This window comes from Thalassolituus alkanivorans, from assembly GCF_020447205.1.
Lineage (GTDB): Bacteria > Pseudomonadota > Gammaproteobacteria > Pseudomonadales > Oceanobacteraceae > Venatoribacter > Venatoribacter alkanivorans.
The window spans coordinates 53,745-78,880 of record NZ_JAJAEL010000049.1 but is presented as its reverse complement, the minus strand read 5'-3'; the positions used below and the strand labels follow the sequence as shown (position 1 = coordinate 78,880).

Sequence of the window (25,136 nt, the reverse complement as noted above, 5' to 3'; positions counted from 1 at the left end):
ACGGTCAGTGCGAACGGACAATAATCGCCGTCGAATCTTCCAGCAGGGTCAGATTATCCAGCGCTGTCTGATTGTCCGTACCGCACACTTCCTCATCGGCTTTAAAATCGCCACATACCGCAGGCCGGCGCGGATCACCAAAAAGCAGACACAGATTGCGTTCATCCAGCTGTACGCAGCGCTCACCGGCGGCTTTACCGCCGGGCATACCGGGAATAGGAGAAGAGATAGAGGGCGCAATGCAACAGGCACCACAACCGAGTCGGCAATCCACAAACACCTCATACAACACAATGATATGAGGCCATTCACCTCAGTAACGGTAGCGGGTTGCGTCCTGCAGTTCTTTTTTCTGCATTAAACGCCACATAGTCAGATTAAAGCGCAGAGCATATTGGCGCAGCCGCGCCAGTTTTGCCGGGTCATCTTCGACATTGGCAAAGGTTTCCCAACGCTTATTCAATGGCCGGATACGATACTCCCGCCGCACCTTATCGGCTTCCGCATCTTTCAAACCGGGCAATTCTACGCCATCTGCCAGCTGAATTCCGACAAATTCATATTGCCCCGTGCGAAAGCTATCGCGGGCATCCTGTACCGGATAAGCCAGCAGGTTCTGATCATCACCAGCCCATGCCGCAGGAATAGCCATCAGCGCCAGAAACAGACTCGCAGATAACACCGGCAATAACGGGCGTAAAAACAGCATCAGCATACACACTCTCTAATTATAAAGAGTATCAGTATAGACCGTTGCAGAGCGCCTGAAGGCCGTCCGGCTTGCCATCCCCAAAAGGCTGGGATAGCCTTGGCGCCAGCCTGAATATCCGCCTTATCAGCAGCGTAACAACACGTTTGATAAGCTCAGAAAATGACTAAGGACGACCCGATGCAAAGCACTCTGCGCGCTTCTCTGCTGATCTCAGCGCTTGCTTTTTGCTCAGCGCCGATACTGGCCGCCGATAACAGCGAACCAACCAATTTCCGTGTGGGCACCGGGCTCTTTCAGGCCGATATAGGTAATGCCCCTTCTTATCTGCCCAACGGCGAGCAACAGGGATTCAGCCTGTTCGCCGAATTTCCACAAAGCAACCATGCCGCCTCGCGCTTTATTCTTTACCGCCTTAATGGTGAGGATGACATCCAATTACAGGGCGGTGAAACCCAGCTGATGTGGGGCTGGGGGCTGGCCGAACCCGGCTTGCGTATCTACACAGGGCCAGCCTGGCACTATGAAAAAATGCTGGTTCAGCGTACTGCCGGCGATCATTACCGCGTGTTTAACGGCTGGGGATGGCAGTTTGGTGTGGGCGCTCAGTTTGATGCCATCATCCTCGACCTGGCCGCCACCCTGCGTGATCCCAAGGATTACAACAGCGAAAATCTTCAGGCCAGCGCCAGCAAAGGTGACGTCTGGACCCATAATCTGCTGCTCAGTTATCGCTTTTAAGGAATTCAGAAATGACCACCCCGGTTACCGTACGCTATATGTCACGCGCCGAAATCGAACGCCTGATGTACAGCCTCAGCGCCGACAGCAACAACGAACAGGCACAACTGTTTGAAGCTCTGGTTCGTCGTCTGCTGGAAATCATGGAGCAGGAAAACCGCTAGTGCCGGATACCTTTCCTCCCGCCATTACGCCACCCGACTCACAGCCATTTTCTGTTATTGACCAGACCGAAGACTGGCTCGCCATCCACAAACCTGCCGGCATTGGCATGCACAGTGAAGACGGCGAAGCGGGTCTGGTGGTGCTGGCCGAACAGCAGTTTGCCTGCCCGTTATGGCCGGTTCACCGTCTCGATAAAGTCACCTCCGGCATTATTCTGCTGGCAAAAAACGCCACCGCTGCCGCCCGCCTCAGTGCCCTGTTCGCTGAGCATAAAATCCAGAAATACTATTTGGCGCAGAGCGCGCAAAAACCGAAAAAGAAACAGGGCTGGATTAAAGGTGATATGAGCAAAGGCCGTAATGGCAGCTGGCTGTTACAGCGCAGCAGCCACAACCCTGCCATTACCCGTTTTATCAGCCACTATGATGAGCAACAGCAGAAGCGGCTGTTTCTGCTCAAGCCCCTGACCGGCCGCACCCACCAGCTGCGGGTTGCCCTGAAGAGTCTCGGTGCCGCCATTGACGGCGACGACCGCTATGGCGGCGAGAGCGCCGACCGCACCTATCTGCATGCCTTTATGCTCTGCTTCCGCGATGAAGTCAGCGGCGCTGACCCGCAGGATATAGTGCTGACCTGTTTACCACAGCATGGCGACTGGGCAGCTCTGCCCGACAACTGGCTGACCCCCTGGCAACTTCTGTAGTATTTTCCCTTCTTTGTCATAACCCCGCTGCATTATCAGCGGACAATCCGCAGCACCTGCGAACACTCCCTATACTGTGCACAGTTAAAGCGTCATCCGGACGGTTGCAATTATTATATTAGTATATTCTAATGTAGTAATATTGATATTAACCCGAACCAATCGCCAGTCCATACCGATTGATCTGACGCTGAATTCAGAGAGGAATTTTTCATGCCGACCACACAGCCTTCGTCCCGTCGTCTGCTGCGCAGCCTGAGCCTGGCTCTGCTGGCCCTGCCTGTATTCGCGGCAGCCACGCAAGCCGCCGATCAGACCAGCGCCACCAACAGCCAGATTCTGCAGGCCACCACCGTGCCGGTGTACTTTGATCTGGAAGCCACACTGGAAGCCGTGCACGAAAGCACGATCTCAGCTCAGACCAGCGGTGCCATCAAAGCCGTACACTACGATGTCAACGACCGCGTAGAGCAAGGTGCTCTGCTGCTGGAAATCGTTGATACCCAGCAACAGGCTCAGCTGGAACAGGCACGCGCTAACCTGGCCCAGGCCAAAGCCCAGAACGAAGACGCTCAGGTACTGCTGACCCGCAACAGGCGTCTGTTCAAACAGGGCACGCTGTCACAGGGTGAATTCGACAGCAGTAATGCCCGCGCCAAAAGCGCCGCCGCTGCGGTCAAAGCGGCCGCCGCAGCGCTGAAACAAGCCGAAGAGCAGCTGGCTTATACCCAGGTAAAAGCGCCTTACGCCGGTCTGGTTAAAACCCGTTATGTGGAAGTAGGCGAGCTGGTCAGCCCGGGGCAACCGCTGATGACCGGCGTATCACTCGAACAACTCCGTGCCGTTGCCGACGCTCCGCAACGTATCGCCAGCCAGTATCAGGAAGCCGCCCAGATTCAGGTGCGCGTGGGCGAACACAGCATCAACCCAGACAGCGTTGTGCTGTTCCCTTACGCCGATGCCACCCATCACAGCGTGCGTCTGCGCGCCAATCTGCCAGCCAACAGTCTCGATGCCAGCGGTCGCGCACTCTATCCCGGCCAGTGGAGCATCATTCGCGTACAGACCGGCGAGCGTAACGCCCTGCTGATTCCGGCCAGCGCCCTGCTGCAGCGCTCAGAGCTGACCTCCGTCTATGTGCTGGATAACGGTCAGCCGGAGCTGCGTCAGGTTCGCGCCGGCAACCGTCATAACGGCATGGTAGAAATTCTGTCCGGTCTCAGCGCCGGTGATGAAATCGTCAGCGATGCACTGGCCCAGCTGGCCGCAATCGGTTCACAGGGAGAATAATCATGGCGCTCGGAATTTCCGGAAAAACCGCACAGGCTTTCCAGAACTCGGCCATCACCCCGCTGCTGGCCCTGCTCGGCCTGCTGCTGGGCTTCTTCGCCATCATGGTGACGCCGAAAGAAGAAGAACCCCAGATTGACGTTACTTTCGCCAACGTGTTTATCGGCTTCCCCGGTGCCAGCGCACGTGAGGTGGAGCAGCTGGTCGCCATTCCGGCCGAACAGGTGCTGTCTGAAATCAAAGGCGTGGACGATATTTTCTCCATCAGCCAGCCGGGTCAGGCCATTCTGACCGTGGCCTTTGAAGTCGGTATTCCGCGCGAAGAAGCCATCCTCAACCTGTACAACCAGGTCTACAGCAATAATGACTGGTTCCCGCAGAACCTGGGCGTGATGCAACCGGTGATCAAACCCATGGGCATCGACGATGTGCCTATTATGGGCATTACCCTCTGGTCGGAATCCGCCAAAGTCACGGCGTCGCAGCTGACCCAGGTTGCCCATGCACTGGAAACCGAGCTCAAGCGCATTCCCGGTACCCGCGATATTTACTCCATTGGTGGCCACAACAATGTGGTGAAAGTTGAGCTCGACCCGGCGCGTATGAACGGCCATGGTCTGGCCTTCGATGACGTGCGCAACGCCCTGCTCAGTGCCAATGCCGGCGGTTACCATCAGCCGCTGGTGCAGAATAATCAGGTGATCCAGATTCAGGCCGGCAGCTTCCTGAAAACCCGTGATGAACTGGGTCAGCTGATTGTCGGCAAAGACCAGAGCGGTCTGGTGTACCTGGCCGACGTTGCCACCATCCAGCAGCAACCGGATACCCCGGAGCAGGCAGTCTTTACCCGTAAACTCGGGCAGGACAGCTCACGCCCTGCCGTTACCCTGGCCATTGCCAAGCAGCCGGGCATGAACGCCATTGATATCACTCAGGCGATTGAACAGCGCCTCGATGATCTGCATAACCGCCTGATTCCGGCTAATATCAGCGCCGAAGTCACCCGCGATTACGGCATTACCGCCAAAGATAAATCCGACAAACTGATCACCAAACTGCTGTTTGCTACTGCCGCCGTGGTGGTGCTGGTACTGGCGACCATGAGCTGGCGCGAGGCCGTGATTGTCGGCGGTGCAATTTTCATTACCCTGGCGATCACCCTGTTTGCCAGCTGGGTGTGGGGCTTTACCCTCAACCGCGTATCACTGTTCGCGCTGATTTTCTCCATTGGTATTCTGGTCGACGACGCCATCGTGGTGGTGGAAAACATCCACCGTCACCTGCATATGGGCGGCAAGAAATTGCTGGAAGTGATTCCGGTAGCCGTTGATGAAGTCGGTGGCCCGACCATTCTGGCGACCTTCACCGTCATCGCCGCGCTGATGCCGATGGCGTTTGTGTCCGGCCTGATGGGCCCTTACATGAGCCCGATTCCGATCAACGCTTCAACCGGTATGCTGATCTCTCTGGTGGTGGCTTTTGTCGTCACCCCATGGCTGTCTTACAAACTGCTCAATCGTCACACCCCGGACAATGCTCACAGCTGCGATGAGGCCGATCCGAAACAGGGCAAACTGTATGACGGCTTTAACCGCCTGATGCGGCCTTTTATCGAAGGTGCTGATGCCGGACGCAAACGCCTGCTGCTGTTTGCCGGTGTAACCGCGCTGATCATGCTGGCGGTTGCCCTGCCGGTATTCAAACTGGTGGTGCTGAAAATGCTGCCGTTTGATAACAAGTCTGAATTCCAGATCATCGTCGATATGCCGGAAGGCACGCCGGTAGAACAAACCCTGCGTGTACTGGAAGAACTGTCCGACGAGCTGATGACCGTGCCGGAAATCAAAGACGTACAGCTTTACGCCGGCACCGCCGCGCCGATTAATTTCAACGGTCTGGTGCGCCAGTATTACCTGCGCGCTCTGCCGCATCAGGGCGATATTCAGGTGAATCTGGTCGATAAACACCAACGCGACCGTCAGAGCCACGACATTGCCCTGTCGGTACGCGAGCCGCTGCAGGCTATCGGTAAAACACTGAACGCCAACGTTAAAATTGTTGAGGTTCCACCCGGTCCGCCGGTGATGGCACCGATTGTGGCGGAAGTGTACGGTCCGGATTACGAGCGCCAGATCGCTGCAGCCAAACAACTGCGCAGCCTGTTTGAAAACACGCCAGACATTGTTGATACCGATGACTGGGTGGAAGCCGATCAGGAGCAGTGGCTGCTGGAAATCGACCGTCAGCGCGCGGCCATGCTCGGCGTTGCCCAGAGCAGCATCGTGCAGGCAATCAATACCGCCTTAGGAGGCGAAGACGTCAGCTACCTGCATACCGGCAACAATAAATACCCGCTGCCGATCCGGCTGGAGCTGAACGAAGGCGATAAAGTCGACCTCAACCAGCTGCTGGTGATGAAAGTCCGTGCCGCCGATGGCCGCTTTATTGCCCTGTCCGATCTGGTGCATGTACGCAAAGGTGTCGCGGAGAAAACCATCTACCACAAAAACCTGCAGCCGGTGGTATTTGTCACCGCCGATATGGCCGGTGAGCTCGACAGCCCGCTCTACGGTCTGTTCAGCATGGCCTTTGGCATGGCTGACGCCGGTATGAACTGGCAGCAGATGTACATTCAACAGCCGCCACTGACCGATGACATCAGTATGAAATGGGATGGCGAATGGCAGATCACCTATGAAACCTTCCGCGACATGGGCATCGCCTATGGCGTCGGCATGATTCTGATTTATCTGCTGGTTGTCGGCCAGTTCCGCTCATATCTGGTGCCGCTGATTATTATGGCGCCGATTCCGCTGACCATTATCGGCGTCATGCCCGGCCATGCACTGTTTGGCGCACAATTCACCGCCACCTCGATGATCGGTATGATCGCGCTGGCCGGTATTATCGTGCGTAACTCCATTCTGCTGGTCGATTTTATCAATCAGAAAACCGCCGAAGGCATGCGCTTTGAAGATGCGGTGATCGTATCGGCTGCCGTGCGTTCACGGCCGATTGTACTGACCGCGGTGGCCGCCATGATCGGCGCGTTCTTTATTCTCGACGACCCGATCTTTAACGGTCTGGCGATCTCACTGATCTTCGGCATTCTGGTCTCTACCCTGCTGACGCTGGTGATTATCCCGCTGCTGTACTTCGCGGCTTTCCGCAAAACTTTCAGCGCCAGGGGCTGAACCATTAGCCCGGCTGCCGACCTGAAATGGAAAAGCCTGCCTTGCGCAGGCTTTTTTATTGCCTGATGAGCCCAGTCGCCGGTATAACCTTCTGCTAAACTGACGTTACTCTTCCAGAAGCGCAGCGACACTCCAGACACTCAGGTCTTATTTCGGAATGATCATGGAAACCAGTACTGAAAGCCCGGGAAAAAAAACCATCGAGAACCGGCGTCATTCTATTTTATGGCGGGTCATCCTCTACTTTGCTATCGCTTCCATCGCTCTGTCCGTCTGCGTCTCTGCCGCCATTGTTGTCTGGAATTACCAGCAACAAACTGAAGCCTTTCAGCGCAAACTCGAAGATATCCGTGCCGGTTACTCCGAATCCCTCGGTTCCAGCCTGTGGTTTTATGACGAAATTCAGATCCGCAGCCAGGTAAAAGGCATCATGAACCTTGAGGCCATCAGCTATGTGCGGGTGACCGACAACCTGAATATGAACATCGAAGAAGGCCGGCGGCCACATCATAAAGACGTGGAAAAAATGCCGATCGCCTTTAATGGCAAAGATATCGGTTTTCTCGAAATTGCCTTCGACCGCGATGCAGTATTTGCCCAGGCCTCCCGTGCGGCCATTTCCAATATGGTTGCGCAGCTGGTCAGTCTGATGCTGCTGGCCAGCCTGTTAGGGTTTGTTGTTCACAGCCTGATTAATCGCCGTATCAGCCTGATGGCCGAAGAAGTCAATGAACGTCTGAACAGCAACAGCTTTGAACCACTATCTACCCGCTCCGGCAATAATCTCGATGAAATTGACGTACTGATCCGTGCTTTCAACGCTCTGTCAGAACAAATGAACGACGAGCTGCAGCAAAAAACCCTGGCACAGCAACAACTGAAAACCATTAACCTCGAACTCGAAGACCGGGTTAAAGAACGCACCAACAACCTGCAATGCACCGTCGACGAACTGAACCAGACACTGGCCGAGCTGCACACCACGCAAAGCAAACTGATTGAATCAGAAAAACTGTCATCGCTGGGTGGAATGGTGGCCGGCATTGCCCATGAAATTAATACTCCGCTGGGCCTGTGCATTACCATTCACTCCTACATCGCAGATCATTATCTGAAGATGAAAAGCGCCTTTGAGCAGGGAGAAATGCGTAAGCAGGATTTTGTCGAATTTACCGGCATGATGGATGAAAGCCTGACCATCCTTGATAAAAACCTGCAGCGTGCCGCCCATCTGATTAAAAGCTTTAAGCAGGTATCCGAAGATCAGACCGGCGAACATATCCGTAAATTTTCACTGCATGATTATCTGCACGAAATTCTCGAAACCCTGTCGCCGAAATTCAAACAGAATCAACATCAGGTGGAAATCGATTGTTCCGAACAGCTATGGATGCAGACCTACGCCGGTTCTATCAGCCAGGTGCTGACTAACTTAATTATGAACTCGCTGCTGCACGGCTTTGAGCATAAAAAAGACGGCCATATCCGCATTCAGGCAGCCGAAGAGCGTGGCAATATTGTTATCCGTTACAGCGATGATGGTATTGGCCTTAATGCCGAAGCAAGAACCAAAATCTTTGAGCCCTTCTACACCACCAAGCGTGGTCATGGTGGCACCGGTCTGGGAATGCATCTGGTCTACAACATCGTGCATCAGCGCTTAAAAGGCGATATTCAGATTGAAGACAGCGAACAAGGCGCTGCTTTCCGGCTGGTTATTCCGAAGGTAACGGAAGAGCACAGTACGCAGATATAAAGATTCCTGTATAGACGTCCTTATAAAAGACATAAAAAAGCCCGCATCAGCGGCACTACTGTCCCACCGTTTTTAATCAGCACCGTAGCTGACAAAAACAGCATTTTTTAACATCCAGGCCCAATGCCTCCCAGGGGAACTTATCCCCTTGCCGGCGGGCCGACCCCAGCTTTGCGCTTTCTGGGCCGTTACCCTTGAACCCTTGATATTTACTGGCCGCGCGCCTCATCGGCCATCCATGGCCGGAGCCGCTTGTCCGCATCCCTGCGGACAGACCAGACATATCTGCGGTTTCTGCGGCGGCCCCAGAGGCGCGGAAAAACCTCACCGCGATGCCGTTTTTCAGATCAAACGTTTTCTTTTAAATATCATGTTTCAAACACGGTTTCCTTTGAAATACGGCAGAGAGGGTTATTGTCACCGGCGATCGTGCGGCGCCAGAAAACCAGATGATTCTGCGGCCTTCAGAGCAAAACCCTGCCCCGGAACGATACAAATTGCTGGTGTTTTAAAGTGTCGTTCCGGGGCGAATTGTTTTGCGTGCCGCACAATCATTGCCGTTGGCTGGATGAAGCCGGACGCGCCGAAAAGAGAGGATCGTAAGGAGATACCTCTCCTTGCAGGGGGCCAGGGGCTTGCCCCGGAAAGGCGTTTCAGATTGAAAAACAGTAGTCTATGAATGCTGCATTTTGGAGTGAAACTATGTCACTCCAAACTGTGAGACAGCAGTGGCATCAGCGGGCTTTTTTATGGTTTTAAGCTAGCCTGATATCAGGCCAGCTCATCCACCGCAACGCGGTAATTCGGATCTTCAATCACGTTAACATCACACAGATTACCGGCTTTTTTCAGCATACTGCGACACTCTTCACTTAAATGACGCAGATGCAATTCTTTGCCCAGTGCCAGATAGCGTTCAGCAATACTGTCGATGGCTTCCAGCGCCGAATGGTCGGCAACACGGGAGCTACGGAATTCAATAATCACCACGTCCGGGTCATTTTCCGGCTCAAATAATTCTTTGAAATTTGCGACCGAGCCAAAGAATAACGGGCCAAATAATTCATACACTTTGGCACCATTTTCCTGAATACGGGTACGGGCGCTGATGTGTTTGGCGTGCTCCCAGGCAAAGACCAGCGCTGCGACGATAACACCGACGATCACAGCAATAGCAAGATCGGTCACCACGGTTACGGCAGACACCAGAATCAGAACAAAGGCATCGTGCTTAGGTACTTTGCGCAGAATACGGAAGCTCGACCACTCGAAGGTACCGATCACCACCATAAACATCACACCGATTAAGGCCGCAATCGGAATCTGTTCAATCAGCGGGCTGGCAAACAGAATAAAGCTGAGCAGGAACAGCGCCGCGGCAATGCCGGATAAACGGCCACGCCCACCGGAGCTGACGTTAATCATGCTCTGACCGATCATGGCGCAACCCCCCATACCACCAAAGAAACCGGTAACCACGTTGGCTGTTCCCTGCGCCACACATTCTTTATTGCCACGGCCACGGGTGTTAGTCATTTCGTCGATAACGGTGACGGTCAGTAAGGATTCAATCAGACCAATAGCCGCAAAAATCACTGAATACGGCAGGATAAACCACAGGGTATCAAGGGTCATCGGCACCACAGGCACTGCGAATTCAGGTAATCCACCGGCAATACTGGCCAGATCGCCCACGGTTTTGGTGTCCAGCTGCAGACCCCAGGCGGCCAGACTGACCACCAGAATACCGGCCAGAGCCGATGGGATGGCTTTGGTCATTTTCGGCAGGTAATGGGTAATAAACATGGTCGCCAGTACCAGTCCGAGCATCACATACAGCTCAGTTCCCTGCAGCCATACACCGTCGGTCCAGCCCCACTTACCTTCCGGAGTGAAGGATTGCAGCTGTGGTAACTGCGCCAGAAAAATCACCAGCGCCAGACCATTCACAAAGCCCAGCATCACCGGGTACGGCACGATACGGATAAATTTACCCAGTTTCAGCGCCCCGGCCGCCACCTGAATCACGCCCATCAGCACCACCGCCGCAAACAGATACTGCGGCCCCGAACCCGCACCGAAATCACGCTCGGCCTCCGCCACCAGCGATACCATCACCACCGCCAGTGCACCGGTTGCGCCGGAAATCATGCCCGGACGGCCACCGATTAATGCGGTAATCAGGCCCACCATAAAGGCTGCATACAGACCGGTCAGCGGATGAACTCCCGCCACAAAAGCAAAAGCCACCGCTTCCGGTACCAGTGCCAGGGCAACGGTCAGGCCAGATAAGGTGTCGTTTTTAACATTGGGGGAAAAGGTCTGCATAAACTCGCGCAGCAACAACATAATGCGGGTTTCTCCGGGCTGGGTTCAGAAAGCCGCGCACTATACCAGCCCATCAGGACATTTTCAGGTTTTCGCTTATTTTTTGTGCGTTTACCGGGCTGACTGTCCACCTGACGGATATTTCCGTCAGGTGGACAGCGGCAAGGCATCAGACCGCAGAAGCCGTGCTGTGCACCGGAGTGATCCCCAGTGCCAGCAGGATTTTGTCCAGCAACACATAGAGTGAAGGCAATATCAGCAGGCAGATAAAGGTGGTGAACAGAATACCGAAGCCCAGCGATACCGCCATCGGTGTAATAAACTGTGCCTGGCGGGAGGTTTCAAATACCATCGGCGAAAGCCCGCCAAAGGTGGTCAGAGTGGTCAGCAGAATTGGCCGGAAACGGCGGACACCCGCTTCACGAACCGCTTCCAGCGCACTCAGTCCGGCCTCCTGCCGACGGCGGTTAGCGTAGTCAATCAGAATCAGACTGTCGTTCACCACCACCCCGGCCAGCGCCACGATGCCCATCACCGACATAATCGACATACTGTAACCGAGCAGCAGATGGCCAATAATCGCCCCTACAGCACCGAAAGGAATCACCACCATAATCAGCAATGGCTGGCTGTAGCTGCGAAACGGAATCGCCAGCAGTACGTAAATCAGCAGCATGGCGAAAAAGCCGTATAACTGCAGCGAACTCATGCTCTCCTGGGTATCGGCCTGACGGCCGCGGAAATCAAAATCCAGCGTTGGGTATTTTGCCCGCAGATCGGCAAAGGCTTCTTCGCGCAACACCGCCATCACCGCCGGCACCTGCTCGCGCGGTTCCACTTCGGCCGTCACCGTCACTACCTGGCGACCATCACGACGGGAGATGCTGGCCGGAGACAGCTCTTTATGCAGAATGGCGATGTCTGCCAACGGCACATAACCGCCCTGTGGGGTCAGAATCATCAGCCGCTCGATATCGGCACTGAACGCCAGCTCCTCCTGCGGCAGACGCACCAGTACCGTCACTTCATTACGTTCGCGCTGCTGACGCAAAGCACGGGCACCATACAATGCCGCGCGAATCTGCTGCGCCACCACATCGGCTTCCAGTCCAAGACTGCGCCCCCGCTCATTCAGCTCGATATCCCACTGCGGTTTACCGTTGGTAAAGCTGGATGCCACATCTTTAACACCGCCAAGCTGCTGCATAAAGTCGCCCAGCTCGGCACTGGCGGTGGCCAGCAGTTCGGTATTACTGCCGCGCAGTTCAACCGTTAAACCGGCACCACCGGACGGGCCGCCGCCACGCTCGGCATCAAAGGTCAGACTGCGGATACCCGGAATTTCACCAATGGCCTCACGCCAGCGTTTTACCACTTCGTTGGCCGATACCGGACGCACTTCGGTGTCCACCAGTTTGGCCTGGATCTCAATGGTGGCGTTTTCAATATCGCCTTCCACACTGACCAGCAGCGGTTTGCCCTGCGCTTCAATCGGATCAACCACCTCTTTCAGCCGCGCTTCAAGCAGATCACGTACCTGCTGTGCCTGACTGAGCGGTGCATTAGGCGGCATTTCTACCTTGGCGACGGCAAATTCCCCTTCAAGACGCGGGAACATACTGAAGCCCATACGTCCGCTCATAGGCCAGGCCAGTACAATCAGGGCAATAGCCACCGCGATTGCCAGAGTTAATCCCGGCGCACGCAGGCTGCCGTCCAGCAATGGCAGATAGCGTGTCTGAATAAAACGGTGCAGACCTTTATCCACGCGTTGCTGCAAACGGTCCAGCCAGTGCGGATCGTGCAATACATCGCGCTTTTTCATACGCCCGAGGTGCGCCGGTAAAATAAATAAGGCTTCCAGCCAGGAAATAATAAAACAGCTGATCACCACAATAGGGATGGCAATAAAGAGTTTGCCCATCATGCCCGGCAACGCCAGTAATGGCAGAAACGCGGCTACGTTGGTGAGAATGGCAAAGGCCAGCGGCATGGCGACTTCTTTGGCACCAAAAATGGCGGCATCCATAAAAGGCATGCCCTTCTGCATATGCTCGTAGATATTTTCGCCGGCAATGATCGCATCATCGACCACGATGCCCAGCGCGACGATAAAGGCGAACATGGAGATCATATTGATCGACATATCCCAGCCCGGCAGCAGCAACATGGCGCCCATAAAGGCCGTCGGAATTCCCATGGTGACCCAGAAAGCCAAACGGTATTCGAGGAAAAGACTGAGCAGTACCATCACCAGCACCAGCCCCACCACCGCGTTTTTCAGCAGCAGCCCCACCCGTTGTTTATAGGTTTCGCCATCATCGTCGGTAATGATCAGCGACATGCCCGGCGGTAACTGCGGACGGATTTCATCAAGCTTTTTGTACACCGCCTCCACCACCGTCAGCGGCGTCTGGCTTTCCGCACGGTAGACCTTAAAACTCATCGAGGTCTGGCCGTTGTAGGTAATTTCGCGGTTACTGTCGCTGAAACCGTCACGCACTTTGGCGACGTCACCAAGGCGTAACTGCACACCGGATATATCGCTGATCAGCGGAATCTGACGGAATTCTTCCGCCCAGTACAGACGGTCATCCAGGGTAACCAGAATGTCGCCGCCGTCGGTTTTTACGCTGCCGGCACTCTGCTCAATGGCGTTATTACCGATAATGGCGGCCACATCGCTCAGCTTAAGGCCATAGCGCTGCAGGTCGTTCTGGCTGATTTCAACGTGAATTTCTTCATCGTTGATACCGCGTAATTCCACCTTGGTAATGTCCGGCGATTCCAGCAGCTGATCTTTAATCTGCTCACCCAGACGCTTTAATCCGAACTGATCCAGCGGACCGAATAACGCCAGTTCAATCACATCAATCGAACGGCTGGCGATTCTCACCAGTGGCCGCTCCATCTGCGCCGGGAAAGTAGAAATACGGTTAACCGCCTGCTGAATATCCTGATAGGCCTGCTGACGATCGACGCCGTTCTCCAGCTCGGCGGTGATCTGGGCCGAGCCCTGAGTCGCAGTGGAGACAATCTCTTTCAGGCCATCGATACCCGACAACTCGTTTTCAATCGGCAGAATAACGCCCTGCTCCATTTCTGACGGTGTTGCTCCGGCATAACCAACCGAGACAATCACCATGTCGGCTTCGTAGCTGGGAATAAATTCTTTACGGATATTCAGCGACATTAAAAAGCCGCCAATAATCAGAAATGCCATCAGCAGGTTCGGCGCAACCCCATGGCGTGCCATCCACGCCACCGGCCCGGTATAACGCAGACTCATGGACGTGCTCCATCAGCCTGTGGGCGTATATCGTTCTGAATGCGTACCGCCATACCATCGGTAGCGCTGTCGATACGGCTGAGCAGCAGCTGATCACCAGGCTGCAGACCGTTTTGCCCATCCTTGCTCTTATCCCCGGCCGCCGCCAGCCAGGCCTGTTCACGGCCACGGTACAGCACATTGACTTTGCGCTTATACAGTGCGTTGTTATTGACGACCCACAGGGTGTCATCGTCATTCAGATGGCGTACATCAATGGTTACCGCACCACTCAACAAACGGCCGGGCAGCTGTACATCAATAAAATCGTTCACCAGCACCAGCGGCTGTCCTACGGCCAGTGGCTGATCCAGCTCCAGCACCACCTTGGCCTGCCGGTCACTGCTGTCGACATCCGGCAGCACATTAAGAACACGGGCGCTGCGGGTTTTCCCCTGCCAGCCACTCATGCTCAGCGTGGCGTCTGCACTGCTGTCGAGCCAGTTCAGGAAAGCACGTGGCACTTTGACTTCAATCCAGTAGCGTTCGGTACTGACCAGATCAAACAGCACAGTACTGCTGCCAACCTGACTGCCGGCGCTGACATGACGCGCCATAATCTGACCGGCAAAGGGCATACGTACTTCGGTACGGGCCAGATTCAGCCGCGCCTGATCAAGGTTGGCGCGGGCGGTACGCAGTGCAGCTTTGGCTTTCGCCAGCTGTGGTTCACGCAGCACTAACGCACGTTCCTCAGCACTGAGTTTTTCGGCGGCCAGTGCATATTCTTCCCGCGCCAGTGCGGCCTGTCCCTGTTCAATATCGAGATCGGCCTGCGCCTGAGTCAGCGCGGCCTGGCTCTGCTGCACCTGCAGTTCAAAATCGGTTTTCTCCAGCGTGGCCAGCAGACTGCCTTTGGCCAGATACGTACCCGGTAGCGCATCCTTGCTGATGTCCGCCACCCGCGCACTGACCTGTGCGGTCAGGGTTACACTGTCGGCCGCCATCACCTTGCCACCAGTGGGCCAGAATGGCCGGGCATCTTTGCTTTCCAGCGCGGTCACTTCCACCAGCCGTGCCTGAACTTCGGGTTTTACCCGCTGGGGTTTCGGGGCAGACGTCAGGATGTACCAGGCCAAAGCCCCGCCAACCAGTAAAACCAGCGCGACCAGCAGAACATTGCCTGAAGCCGGACGACGATGACGGCGTGCACTCATCATGACGGTGTTTCCTCTTTACTGAAGTCGCCATGACTGACGGCTTTGTATAACTGAATACGGTTCTGCAGCTGGCTCCAGCGGGCATTTAACAACTGCTTCTCCAGACTGATCACATCCTGTTGCGCATTTAACAGAGCCAGAAAATCCCCCACGCCTTTGCGATAGCGGTTGTTCTGAAAGGCTTCGGTTTTGCTGGCCAGTTCCAGTTGTCGCTCCAGGCTGACCACCAGCGCCTGACTCTGACGTTCGTCGGTCAGCGCCTGCTGTACTTCCTGCGCGGCGTCCAGCAATGCCTGCTGATACAGCGCCAGGTTCTCATCTACTGCGGCACGCTGTTGTGCAACGGCGGCACGGCGGTTGCCACCATCAATTAAGGGCAACACCAGACCACCGGCCAGATTCGTCAGCCAGTTATCAAATACCTTGCCCAGATCTTCGTCACTGCCACTGTAAGAAGCGCTGAGGGTAAAACGCGGGTAACGGTTAGCGACGGCCGCGGCAAGGCTGGCATTGGCACTTTGCAGCTTAAAGAAGGCCTGCTGCACATCGGGGCGTTGCTGTAAGGCACTGACCGGTACGGTTAACGGTGTGGTGTCGAGCTGCGGCAAAGATTGCGTCTGATAAGCGCGCAATTCGCTGTTTTCCAGCGCCGCCGCCGACAGCCATTCACTGTGCCCCATCCACACAGCCAGCTGCTGGCGGTAACTGTCACGCAGGCCTTCGGCGCTGATCAGGTCAGCATTAATGGATTCCAGTAATTGCTCCTGCTGCCAGACATCGGAAACCGCCGCCTGTCCGCGCTGAAAACGCCCGCGGATTACCTGTAGCGCCGACTGAACCCGCGCCTGTTGTTGTTGCAGCAATGCCAGGTTCTGCCCTTCTTTAATCAGGCCAAACCAGTTAAGGGCAATTTGCCCGGCGACCGTATTAGCCTGAGTGCGTGTTGCGGCATGACTCGCTAGCGCGGTTAAGCGGCCGGCCTCATCAAGAGCGGACACCCGCCCCCAAAAGTCGAGTTCATATTCTGTGGAAATACCCGCCGACCATAAGTCGCTGGTTGTGCTTTCACGCCAGCTGCGGGATTTACTGAGGGAAACGTTAACATCGGGATACTGGCCACTGGCATTCTGCCGCCAGAGCGCACGGCTTTGAGCAAGGCGCGCCCAGGCGGCCTGCAGGCTGTAATTCTGCTCCAGTCCCTGTGCAATAAACTGGTCGAGTTGCGGGTCGTTAAAGGATTGCCACCAGCGGTTAACGCTGATGTTGTTCTGCTCAGTACCGGCGTTATTATTCTGGCCGGTAAAAATATCCGGTAATGCTGTCTCGGGTGGTTCAACCGGCGTAACGCTGGCGCATCCGGCCAGTGCTAAAACCGCCACCGCCGCAGTGCCGCGCCACGGAACCCTGATGATAAAGCGCACAGAGACTTCTCCGCAGTGAAAAGGCGCATAATAGGCGCGCAGCGGAAAAGATGAAAATGGTGTTTACCCATCTTTACCCGTACCCGCCACACACCCTCGCTGCACACAACTGCCATTCAACGCATGGCTGCTCAGTAAAAAATATTCAGACTGACTTCAATATAGTCATCCTGACGCAGGCTGTAAGCCAGCGTATCTTCCTGATCATCAGCCATAAACATCCAGCCATTCACTTTTAACGTAGTGAAATCCGTCAGACGTGTGCTGGCTTCGAGCATAACCCCGCGGCTGCCGCTGTAATCCAGATCCTGAGTAATACCGGCCAGAATTTCACTGGAGTCAGCATCGTTAAATGCCAGACGGGTAGCCGCAAACACATCGTTCTGTGCCATAGCCGCGTCGCTGCCGCGCTGGTCGTACTGATATTCAAGCAGCAGACCAATATCCAGCGCACTGTCCCAGCGCTCAGCAAAAGGACCCACCAGGGTATATTCAAAACCACCCACTGCGGCGCTGTAATCCTTCATGCCGGCTACACCCAGTGTCTTCAGGTCAGCAGCCACATGGTCATCGAAATCACGACGCAGAACTTCCAGCTTCCACAACCAGGCATCCACCGTTGCCTGCGCGGTAATGCCCAGCTGACGCTGCAGCGGATAATACGGCGTTAATCCGGTTATCTGTGGCCCACTGCCGCTCAGGGTTATATCCGGAGTTAAAAAAGGATCACGGGCGGTGCCCTGAAACCAGGCTGCGCTTAAATCCAGCGGTGCCTCCGCCACTTCAAACGAGCGGCTCCAGCGCAGCGCCCAGTCGACATGTTCTTTTTCTTCCGCCGCCTGATAATCAGCCTCGTCACTGACCAGCAAAGCAGAACGCAGGCGCCCTTTTTCGCCGGCAAAAGTACGCTCGCGGAATCCCGGTAAAATAAAGGCTTCCAGCGTGCCGATCTCATGCAACCAGGTCGCATGCACCATTGGCTGGCCGAGTTTTTCTTCGCCGTCCGGTGCTTCCACCAGATCGGTCTGGTTAATAACATCGACCAGATGCTGCGACTCAGTTACGCCCCAGAACACTTTGCCGATACCGGCACGCACTTCCCAGCTGGAGCCGTAGGTCAGCCACATCAGCTCACGGATATCACCATGACTGCGCTCGTCATCGGCACTGTCATAACGATAAAAAGGCTTAAAGGTCAGGCGCTGGGTATCACCCCACTCCCACACCAGTTCAGGCTCTGCCCAGACTGACAGCACGCTGTCTTCCTGTTGCGGAAATTGCGCTTCCTGCAAAAACTGGCGCCCTTCAACGGCGCCCTGCAGGGCCAGGTCGGGCATAAGCCCGGCGCTGGCGCTGGTACTGGCATTAACACTCAGCGCAATCAGGGCGCTGCTCTGTAACGTGATGGTTATCAGCCGTTTCATACCGATTGCGCCCTCCTGCTCAGCGTACGCGGGAAAGCGTGGCATCGTTAAAATCGGCATCCGTCAGGCCGGTATCAAAACGCAGCTCGGCGGTATTCAGCACGGTGCTTTTACCATTCTGGTGATTCACCATGGTCAGCACATCGGCGCGCCAGAATTTATCTTTATACAGTTTATAACCAGAGAAATTCAGGGTTTTCAGCAGGCTCTTTTTACGGTCATAAAACTCAACCTGTTGTGCACGCAGGTGTTCGGTATCCAGCCAGACAATCTGCTTGGTATAACCGGAATATTCATCTGCCGGAATCTGCTCAATCACATGGCAGACCACACCGTTCAGCGTTTCTTCACGCAGGTAGGTAAAGCTGTATTTCTCCAGTTCAAATGAACTCATATCTTCATACGCAAATTCACTGCCCATAAACGGACCGGATTTATTGCGTGAAGCAATACGTTTAACGCGTTTCAACGCCGGCAGATACAGCCACTGTTCATCCGGTTTTCCGGTGTGCGAGAAATTCAGAAACGCGGTGCCTTTTACATCGCGCGGCTCATCAAAAATGGTCAGGCCTTTATCACCGTCATCCACCACTTCGAGAGATTTTAGGCGCATTTCTCGTACGCTTTCTTCACCCTGGGAATTACGCAGGGTCATGGTCATTTTTGCTTCACTGTCGCCCCAGCCCAGATCACGTTGTTTGCGGTCTTTGGCAATGGCCAGCCCCTTCTCCGCCGCATCAGCAGCAGGTTGTACCGCATCAGCCTGCGCAACCAGCGGGCTGACCAGAGTAAATGCAGTAATAAGGCTCAGAAAAATCTTCATAATGTTTCCCCTGTGAGAATGGATGCAGGATTTGGATCTTGTTGTACGTCTTGCCGGGCTTTTTGTTGTTCTTCAGCGTTACAGTGTGCCTGATTATTTTTATCAAGGCGCAATAAAAATGCCGGCAGGAAGAAGAAGTCGACCAACAAGGCAATAAAAATAATCAGCGCTGTGGCCAGTCCCATATCGGAATTCAGGCGGAACGCTGAGAATGCCAGCATAGAGAATCCGGCCACCAGTACCACGGTAGTAATCAGCAAGGCACGGCCAACGCTGGAAAATGCGTAGCGTACCGCCGCTTCTGCGTCTTTACCATCATCGCGGGCACGTTTGTATTTGGCCAGGAAATGCACGGTATCATCAACGATAATCCCCAGTGTCATCGAGGCTACAATCGACAGGCCCAGGTTGATTTCACCGGAAATCAGCCCCCAGATACCAAAACCGACCAGCGCCGGGCCAAGGTTCGGAATCAGACTGATCGCTCCCAGGCGCAATGAGCGTAATGCCACCACCAGCAGTGCCGAAATTAAAATCAATGCCGCAATCATGCTGATGATCATGCTGTCCATATTGGTTTCACCGATATGCGAGAACATCAGTCCCGGACTGGCCGCCGTCAGGCGGACACCGGCTGCGTTTTCCGCAAACCAGGCACGGGCACGGTCTTCCAGCGCGACGATTTCTTTACTGCCCAGATTTTTCAGGGTCGAGGTCAGGCGGGTCGAGGATTTATCCACGTTCAGCTGATTATTCAGATCCAGTCCGTAAGGCAGCGACATTTCATACAGCAGCAGATATTGGGCCGCCAGCTCACGATCCTGTGGAATGCGGTAATAGCTTTCGTCATCACCGTGCATATTTTTATTCAGACGCTTAAAAGTATCCGACAGCGTTGTCACATGATCCACTTCCGGCTGTTGACGCAGCCATTCAGCAAAAGCCTCGGTTTTAGCAATAAAAGCCGGATCATTCACGCCCTGAGCTTCACCGGTATACAGTGCCCAATCGATGGTCTGGGTACCGGAAAGATAAGCTTCCTGAGTATCCACCGAATCGCGGAAGTCGGTGCCTTTGGCAAAGTATTTGGTCGCTTCATCGTTCACTACATTCAGTGTGACCAGCGAGCCGAAAATCAGCATCAATAACGCCGTAACCGGCAACAGCGTGCGCTGATGACGCACCACCCAGCCACCGAATTTTTCCATACCGCCATGGTGCTCAGGCGACACTTTTACCCGCACTGGCAACAGCAGCAACAATACCGGCAACAGGGTTACTGAAAGAGCAAACGCCACCATCACACCAATCGCGCTGAGAATACCGAAGTCGGCCAGCACCGGAGATTCCGACAGCACCAGCGTCAGGAAACCCACTGCAGTGGTTGCACTGGTAATAAATACCGGCATTAAATTCAGATCGAGGGCAAAACGTATGGCTTCGCTGCGCGAACGCCCTTCACGCATTGCAAATTGTGCCGAGGCTATTAAATGTACGCAGTCAGCCACCGCCAGTGTCATCACCACAATCGGTACGTTAATAGTGCCGGTGGACAGGAAAAAGCCGAGCCAGCCACCCAATCCCATGGTCACACTGATGGTCAAAATCAGCACCAGCACCGTTGCCAGCATGGCCAGCACGCTGCGCAGCATAACGGCCAGCATTAACACAATCAGTCCCAGCATCGCCGGCACCAGGGTGGCCATATCTTTCTGACCCTCGGTGGCGAAACTGTAATTCATCGGAATAACACCGGTATGATAAAACGCCGCCTGCGGATAGCGGCTGCTCAGTTCATTGGTCAATCCCTTAACGAAATCGACCACTTCAATCACTTCGGCGGTGTTGTTGGGGGTATCCGGTATCTGCACGGTGATATTCACCACCGCAGCGCGGCCGTCAGCGGCCACCAGACCACCATTCAGATTCGGCTCATTAATGGCAATATTGCGGATGCGCTGTAACTCAGCAGGGGTTAAATCCTGTGGATTCTGTACCAGATCCTCAACGATCATATCGTCGTCTTCAGACCAGGTATGCTGGAAATTCACCACCGAATCGACGCGGCTGGAAAATGGCGTCTGCCAGGCCTGCTCCGTCAGCTCTGCTAATAAAGTCAGATTTTCGTTGGTGAATACATCGCCATTTTGCGGCACGACCAATACCGAAATATTGTCGTTTTTATTGAAGATGCGCTGCATCTCCTCAAAGTCCTGCAGCGGGCCATAATCATGCGAAAAGAAGACTTTATAATCACCGCGAAAATAAAGGTTCTTACCGCCAAACGAAGCACCAAACGCCAGCACCAGTAACAATAAAAGCAGTATCCACGGATACCGCAATATGGTGTTTAACCAGAGTGTTTTCATACGCTTTCCCTGTAGTTATTAATGGTTCAGTTATTTCAAAGCACCTAACTGCGCCATTTCCGGCGCAAATACATCGCGTTCGACCCGTTCCCAGCTGGCCTGATAATCCCACTCTGAAGACAGAGGCTTAAAGCCCATACCATCGAGCAGAATATTACAGCTGATAAGAGCAACATTGGTTCCTAACGCGCGGCTGACCGCGGTGATATCACAGGCCGTTGTCATCAGTGCATTCAGACCAAATGCCTGCGCCCAGCTGATAAATGCCATTAATTCCACGGTTAATTCCGGGCTGTCCTGCAGGTAGCCCTGCTCAATGGCGTTACGGTAAATATCATCCACTATGCGGGTAACACGCAGGTCACACTCATCGATTAATTCACTTCGGGCTGCGGATGTTTTTTCGGTAAATGAGGGGGTTTTCGCCGACAGAACAGCCAGCGACAACGTTGGCTGAAGGCTGGCATAGAGGTGATAAGCAACGTTCATTGCCAGTATTTTTTCCCGCAAGGTTCCGTCAAATGCAGCAGCACGGCTAAACATATCTTCCATCATTGCCATACCACGCAGACACAGCGCCGACAGGCAGTCTTCCTTACTGGAAAAATGGTTATACAGTGTGCCTTTGGAATAGCCACTGGCACGCACCAGCTTATCCATCGAAAAATCGGCGAAGCCATCGCGATTCAGTAATTCATGGGCAATATCCAGCAACTGCTGTTCACGCTCAGCAATTTTTTCGGCTTTGCTTTTACGCAGACCCAGAGGGCAATCGGCTTTGCCAGCGCCCAGCTTGCCGGAGAACAACGGAAACAGCGGTTTATTGCCGCCTTCGGAGCTTGACTCACTGGCCATCCACAGACGCTTATCGGCCATCAACGGCGCGGCAGAATCACCAGCCTGACACAGAGCCGGAGTAGTGCCGGCATGCAACATTTGCTGAATCTGCTGCAACAGGCGCTGCTGTCGCTCGGGAGAAATATACTTTAACAACCACTTCATTTTGACGATCCGTCGAAAATTGACGAACCGTCATATTATTCTCTTCTGCCTAAACAACAAGCCCTGCCCGAGGACATTTCAGGCCAGAATCAGCAGCACCCAGGCATAAAAAAACCGGCATAACGCCGGTTTGTTAAGACAGCCCCACTCAGGCATTCAGCACTGCACGCTTCAGACTGGAGGACAGTGCCACCTCAATAAAAAATGGCCCGGCACTGGTTTCAAACGGGATCACCAGCACCGGGCCGGTGGTTTCATGGGGAATATCCATCTCGCCGGAAAGAATACCGGGCTTGGCCATGTCAAAATCATAGCCTTTTTCCCACAGCAGCTTACGCGCACCACCCGACAGCATATTGGTCAGCTCGCCGGTCAGGTCATGGCAGGTTTCGTCCACCTCAGCGATGCTTTCACCCAGCATACTGCTGCTGATTTTAATAATGGCTCCGGCAGAAAAACTGATGGCAAGTGAGCCACGTACACTGTCACCTGACATCGGAATAATACCGGTAACCACACCCAAAGGCTGACGCCCCTCTTTAAGATAAGGCTTGCCGTATTCGCAGCTCATGGATGCCATGGTGGCCAGAATGTTATTGATTGTCTCTACAAACGGGTTAATAAACTCAACATTCATACGCAGGTTCACCTCTGCAATACAGTGTAGCGAAACCAGCCGGGAAACCCATCTGCGGGATAGACAAAAAAGGCGCCAAAAGGCGCCTTTTATAACCAACCGTTCAGCAAACGCTGACGAATTACAAACCTTTCACCGCGTAGATGCCCGGCGCATTACGCCAGTAGCCACGGTAGTCCATACCACAGCCAAATACGTAACGGTCTTCAACATCCATACCGATAAAATCGATCTTCAGATCAGTGTTTTTACGGTCATGAACTTTGTTCACCAGCACCGCGGTCAGAACTTCTTTCGCGCCCTGCTGCTGACAGGATTTCACCACTTCAGCCAGGGTGTTTCCTTCATCGAAGATGTCATCCAGGATCAGTACGGTACGGCCTTCCATCGGCACCGATGGTGGCGCCTGCCATTGCAGATCGGTTTGTCCTGAAGTTTCGCCACGGTAACGGGTGGCATGCATATAACCCTGCTCCAGTGGGAATTGCAGCTTGGTCAGCAGACGACCGGCCATCACCAGACCACCGTTCATGATGCTGTACACCACCGGCAGGCTGCTGCTCAGACGTTCTGAGATATCCGTAGCCAGCTGATTCAGCGCGGCTTCTACGTCAGCTTCGGATTTCAGCAGATCAGCTTCTGCCATCACTTGGTTCAGTTCTTCAAGAGTCAGGGGCTGGCTCATGTTATCTACCTTAAATAGTGCTGGTCGGCCGGAAAATCCGGCGGGTAAAAAGCCGGCTATGGTATCACCGCCACCGGACGGCGCAACGGCTTATTGGGTCAGCCGCTTTAGCTACCCCGGCCAGCGCGCAAAACAGCCGCAGTTTTGCTATGATGCGCGCCATTTTAAATTCTGCGGTCCGGCGCACTCCGGCCCGCCTTTGCCGATCAGGAAACAGCATGACCCCCACTCTGCAACTGGCCTTTGATTTAATCGCCCGCCGCTCAGTCACCCCGGATGATGATGGCTGTCAGGCCCTGATGATGGAGCGTCTGGCCGCCGCCGGTTTCAATAACGAAGAACTGCGTTTTGAAGAGGTGGAAAACTTCTGGTCACGCCGTGGCACAGAGGGTCCGCTGGTGTGCTTCGCCGGCCATACCGATGTGGTACCTACCGGCCCGGAAGGGCGCTGGAGCCACCCGCCGTTCACGCCAACCATTGTCGATGGACTGCTTTACGGCCGTGGTGCCGCCGATATGAAAGGCTCACTGGCGGCGATGGTGGTTGCCTGTGAAAACTTCGTGCGCAAACACCCAAATCACAAAGGCTCCATCGCCTTTCTGATCACCTCCGACGAAGAAGGCCCGGCGAAAAACGGCACGGTAAAAGTGGTGGAAACCCTCGAAGCGCGTAACGAGAAGATCGATATGTGCATCGTCGGCGAGCCATCCTCCACCAACGCTGTTGGCGATGTGGTGAAAAACGGCCGCCGCGGCTCACTGGGCGCCGTGCTGCATGTACACGGTATTCAGGGCCATGTGGCCTACCCGCACCTGGCGAAAAACCCGGTACACATTGCCGCCCCGGCACTGGCTGAACTGGCGGCAGAGCACTGGGACGAAGGCAACGAATTCTTCCCGGCCACCAGCTTCCAGATTTCCAATATCAAAGCCGGTACCGGTGCCACCAACGTTATTCCCGGCGAACTGGAAGTGGTGTTCAACTTCCGCTTCTCCACCGAACTGACCGCCGACATCCTGAAAGAACGCACCCACGCCATTCTCGATAAACACGGCCTCAGCTACGACATCGACTGGAACCTGAGTGGCGAGCCTTTCCTGACTGCGCGCGGCCCACTGGTCGAAGCCAGCGTACAGGCTATTAAAGAAGTCACCGGCCGCGACACCGAACTGTCGACCGCCGGCGGCACCTCCGATGGCCGCTTTATTGCGCCAACCGGTGCCCAGGTACTGGAACTCGGCCCCTGCAATGCCACCATCCATAAACTGGATGAGCACATTGTCGCCGAAGATCTCGACACCCTGACCGTGATCTACGAACGCATCCTCGAATTACTGCTGGCCTGAGAGACAACGCGTGAACAAAGTGATTGCCTGCCCGGTATGCGGGCTGGAGCTGCAG

The 25,136-nt window shown here is 54.6% G+C and carries 19 protein-coding genes; 7 read left to right on the top strand and 12 right to left on the bottom strand.

Going from position 1 to position 25,136, the window contains the following annotated elements; genetic code table 11:
• Nucleotides 1-4: 4 nt before the first annotated feature.
• A complete protein-coding gene (locus LGT44_RS18495) occupies nt 5-274 on the bottom strand; it encodes a YkgJ family cysteine cluster protein (RefSeq protein WP_225691881.1) in 270 nt (89 codons plus the stop codon).
• 39 nt (nt 275-313) lie between these two features.
• Nucleotides 314-715, bottom strand: coding sequence for a hypothetical protein (locus LGT44_RS18490; protein ID WP_145469019.1), 402 nt, complete (start codon nt 713-715; stop codon nt 314-316).
• A gap of 174 nt (nt 716-889) precedes the next feature.
• On the opposite strand from LGT44_RS18490, the gene LGT44_RS18485 reads away from it, so the two are divergent.
• From LGT44_RS18485 to LGT44_RS18460, 6 genes are all read left to right on the top strand, one after another.
• Nucleotides 890-1,450, top strand: coding sequence for a hypothetical protein (locus LGT44_RS18485; RefSeq protein WP_230331922.1), 561 nt, complete (start codon nt 890-892; stop codon nt 1,448-1,450).
• An 11-nt stretch (nt 1,451-1,461) separates the two neighbouring features.
• Complete coding sequence (locus tag LGT44_RS18480) at nt 1,462-1,614, top strand: cell developmental protein SirA (protein ID WP_145469021.1); 153 nt, start codon at nt 1,462-1,464, stop codon at nt 1,612-1,614.
• Complete coding sequence (locus LGT44_RS18475) at nt 1,614-2,318, top strand: TIGR01621 family pseudouridine synthase (protein ID WP_230331921.1); 705 nt, start codon at nt 1,614-1,616, stop codon at nt 2,316-2,318. Before LGT44_RS18480 ends, LGT44_RS18475 begins: the two co-directional genes overlap by 1 nt.
• A 213-nt stretch (nt 2,319-2,531) precedes the next feature.
• Nucleotides 2,532-3,608: an efflux RND transporter periplasmic adaptor subunit gene (locus LGT44_RS18470; RefSeq protein WP_230331920.1), complete on the top strand. Its 1,077-nt coding sequence runs from the start codon at nt 2,532-2,534 to the stop codon at nt 3,606-3,608.
• Between the two features lie 2 nt (nt 3,609-3,610).
• Nucleotides 3,611-6,802, top strand: a complete 3,192-nt coding sequence (locus LGT44_RS18465; protein WP_230331919.1) for an efflux RND transporter permease subunit — start codon at nt 3,611-3,613, stop codon at nt 6,800-6,802.
• A 163-nt stretch (nt 6,803-6,965) separates the two neighbouring features.
• Entirely contained in the window at nt 6,966-8,558 is a 1,593-nt protein-coding gene (locus LGT44_RS18460; protein WP_225691875.1) for a sensor histidine kinase, read from the top strand.
• Nucleotides 8,559-9,329: 771 nt separating this feature from the next.
• On the opposite strand, the gene LGT44_RS18455 is transcribed toward LGT44_RS18460, so the two are convergent.
• The 10 genes from LGT44_RS18455 to LGT44_RS18410 all read right to left on the bottom strand — a co-directional run bounded on the left by LGT44_RS18455 (nt 9,330) and on the right by LGT44_RS18410 (nt 23,735).
• The gene (locus LGT44_RS18455) at nt 9,330-10,907 is read right to left on the bottom strand and encodes a SulP family inorganic anion transporter (RefSeq protein WP_230331599.1); all 1,578 of its coding nucleotides are present in this window, start codon (nt 10,905-10,907) and stop codon (nt 9,330-9,332) included.
• 148 nt (nt 10,908-11,055) lie between these two features.
• Nucleotides 11,056-14,175 carry an efflux RND transporter permease subunit gene (locus LGT44_RS18450; protein WP_230331598.1) on the bottom strand — a complete coding sequence of 1,040 codons (3,120 nt, stop codon included), beginning with the start codon at nt 14,173-14,175 and terminating at the stop codon, nt 11,056-11,058.
• Nucleotides 14,172-15,374: an efflux RND transporter periplasmic adaptor subunit gene (locus tag LGT44_RS18445; protein WP_230331597.1), complete on the bottom strand. Its 1,203-nt coding sequence runs from the start codon at nt 15,372-15,374 to the stop codon at nt 14,172-14,174. The genes LGT44_RS18450 and LGT44_RS18445 overlap by 4 nt, the downstream gene beginning before the upstream one ends.
• A complete protein-coding gene (locus tag LGT44_RS18440) occupies nt 15,371-16,795 on the bottom strand; it encodes an efflux transporter outer membrane subunit (RefSeq protein WP_230331596.1) in 1,425 nt (474 codons plus the stop codon). Before LGT44_RS18440 ends, LGT44_RS18445 begins: the two co-directional genes overlap by 4 nt.
• 131 nt (nt 16,796-16,926) lie before the next feature.
• Complete coding sequence (locus LGT44_RS18435) at nt 16,927-18,219, bottom strand: hypothetical protein (protein ID WP_230331595.1); 1,293 nt, start codon at nt 18,217-18,219, stop codon at nt 16,927-16,929.
• Between the two features lie 19 nt (nt 18,220-18,238).
• Complete coding sequence (locus tag LGT44_RS18430; RefSeq protein WP_145469029.1) at nt 18,239-19,042, bottom strand: outer membrane lipoprotein-sorting protein; 804 nt, start codon at nt 19,040-19,042, stop codon at nt 18,239-18,241.
• Nucleotides 19,039-21,411, bottom strand: a complete 2,373-nt coding sequence (locus tag LGT44_RS18425) for an efflux RND transporter permease subunit (RefSeq protein WP_230331594.1) — start codon at nt 21,409-21,411, stop codon at nt 19,039-19,041. The genes LGT44_RS18430 and LGT44_RS18425 overlap by 4 nt, the downstream gene beginning before the upstream one ends.
• 30 nt (nt 21,412-21,441) lie before the next feature.
• Complete coding sequence (locus LGT44_RS18420; protein WP_230331593.1) at nt 21,442-22,413, bottom strand: TetR/AcrR family transcriptional regulator; 972 nt, start codon at nt 22,411-22,413, stop codon at nt 21,442-21,444.
• Nucleotides 22,414-22,561: 148 nt separating this feature from the next.
• Entirely contained in the window at nt 22,562-23,050 is a 489-nt protein-coding gene (locus LGT44_RS18415; protein ID WP_145469032.1) for a chemotaxis protein CheX, read from the bottom strand.
• 121 nt (nt 23,051-23,171) lie between these two features.
• The gene (locus LGT44_RS18410) at nt 23,172-23,735 is read right to left on the bottom strand and encodes a hypoxanthine-guanine phosphoribosyltransferase (RefSeq protein WP_145469033.1); all 564 of its coding nucleotides are present in this window, start codon (nt 23,733-23,735) and stop codon (nt 23,172-23,174) included.
• Nucleotides 23,736-23,953: 218 nt separating this feature from the next.
• Between LGT44_RS18410 and dapE the strand changes: the two genes are divergently transcribed.
• Nucleotides 23,954-25,081, top strand: coding sequence for a succinyl-diaminopimelate desuccinylase (dapE, locus tag LGT44_RS18405; protein WP_145469034.1), 1,128 nt, complete (start codon nt 23,954-23,956; stop codon nt 25,079-25,081).
• Nucleotides 25,082-25,136 lie beyond the last annotated feature (55 nt).

Bases quoted from the DNA above. Each gene is read 5' to 3' on its own strand.
- LGT44_RS18460 (WP_225691875.1), top strand. From the start codon at position 6,966: ATGGAAACCAGTACTGAAAGCCCGGGAAAAAAAACCATCGAGAACCGG.
- LGT44_RS18420 (WP_230331593.1), bottom strand. From the start codon at position 22,413: ATGAAGTGGTTGTTAAAGTATATTTCTCCCGAGCGACAGCAGCGCCTG.
- LGT44_RS18480 (WP_145469021.1), top strand. From the start codon at position 1,462: ATGACCACCCCGGTTACCGTACGCTATATGTCACGCGCCGAAATCGAA.
- LGT44_RS18445 (WP_230331597.1), bottom strand. From the start codon at position 15,374: ATGATGAGTGCACGCCGTCATCGTCGTCCGGCTTCAGGCAATGTTCTG.
- LGT44_RS18485 (WP_230331922.1), top strand. From the start codon at position 890: ATGCAAAGCACTCTGCGCGCTTCTCTGCTGATCTCAGCGCTTGCTTTT.
- LGT44_RS18465 (WP_230331919.1), top strand. From the start codon at position 3,611: ATGGCGCTCGGAATTTCCGGAAAAACCGCACAGGCTTTCCAGAACTCG.
- LGT44_RS18450 (WP_230331598.1), bottom strand. From the start codon at position 14,175: ATGAGTCTGCGTTATACCGGGCCGGTGGCGTGGATGGCACGCCATGGG.
- LGT44_RS18490 (WP_145469019.1), bottom strand. From the start codon at position 715: ATGCTGATGCTGTTTTTACGCCCGTTATTGCCGGTGTTATCTGCGAGT.
- LGT44_RS18410 (WP_145469033.1), bottom strand. From the start codon at position 23,735: ATGAGCCAGCCCCTGACTCTTGAAGAACTGAACCAAGTGATGGCAGAA.
- LGT44_RS18430 (WP_145469029.1), bottom strand. From the start codon at position 19,042: ATGAAGATTTTTCTGAGCCTTATTACTGCATTTACTCTGGTCAGCCCG.
- LGT44_RS18415 (WP_145469032.1), bottom strand. From the start codon at position 23,050: ATGAATGTTGAGTTTATTAACCCGTTTGTAGAGACAATCAATAACATT.
- dapE (WP_145469034.1), top strand. From the start codon at position 23,954: ATGACCCCCACTCTGCAACTGGCCTTTGATTTAATCGCCCGCCGCTCA.
- LGT44_RS18455 (WP_230331599.1), bottom strand. From the start codon at position 10,907: ATGTTGTTGCTGCGCGAGTTTATGCAGACCTTTTCCCCCAATGTTAAA.
- LGT44_RS18425 (WP_230331594.1), bottom strand. From the start codon at position 21,411: ATGAAAACACTCTGGTTAAACACCATATTGCGGTATCCGTGGATACTG.
- LGT44_RS18470 (WP_230331920.1), top strand. From the start codon at position 2,532: ATGCCGACCACACAGCCTTCGTCCCGTCGTCTGCTGCGCAGCCTGAGC.
- LGT44_RS18435 (WP_230331595.1), bottom strand. From the start codon at position 18,219: ATGAAACGGCTGATAACCATCACGTTACAGAGCAGCGCCCTGATTGCG.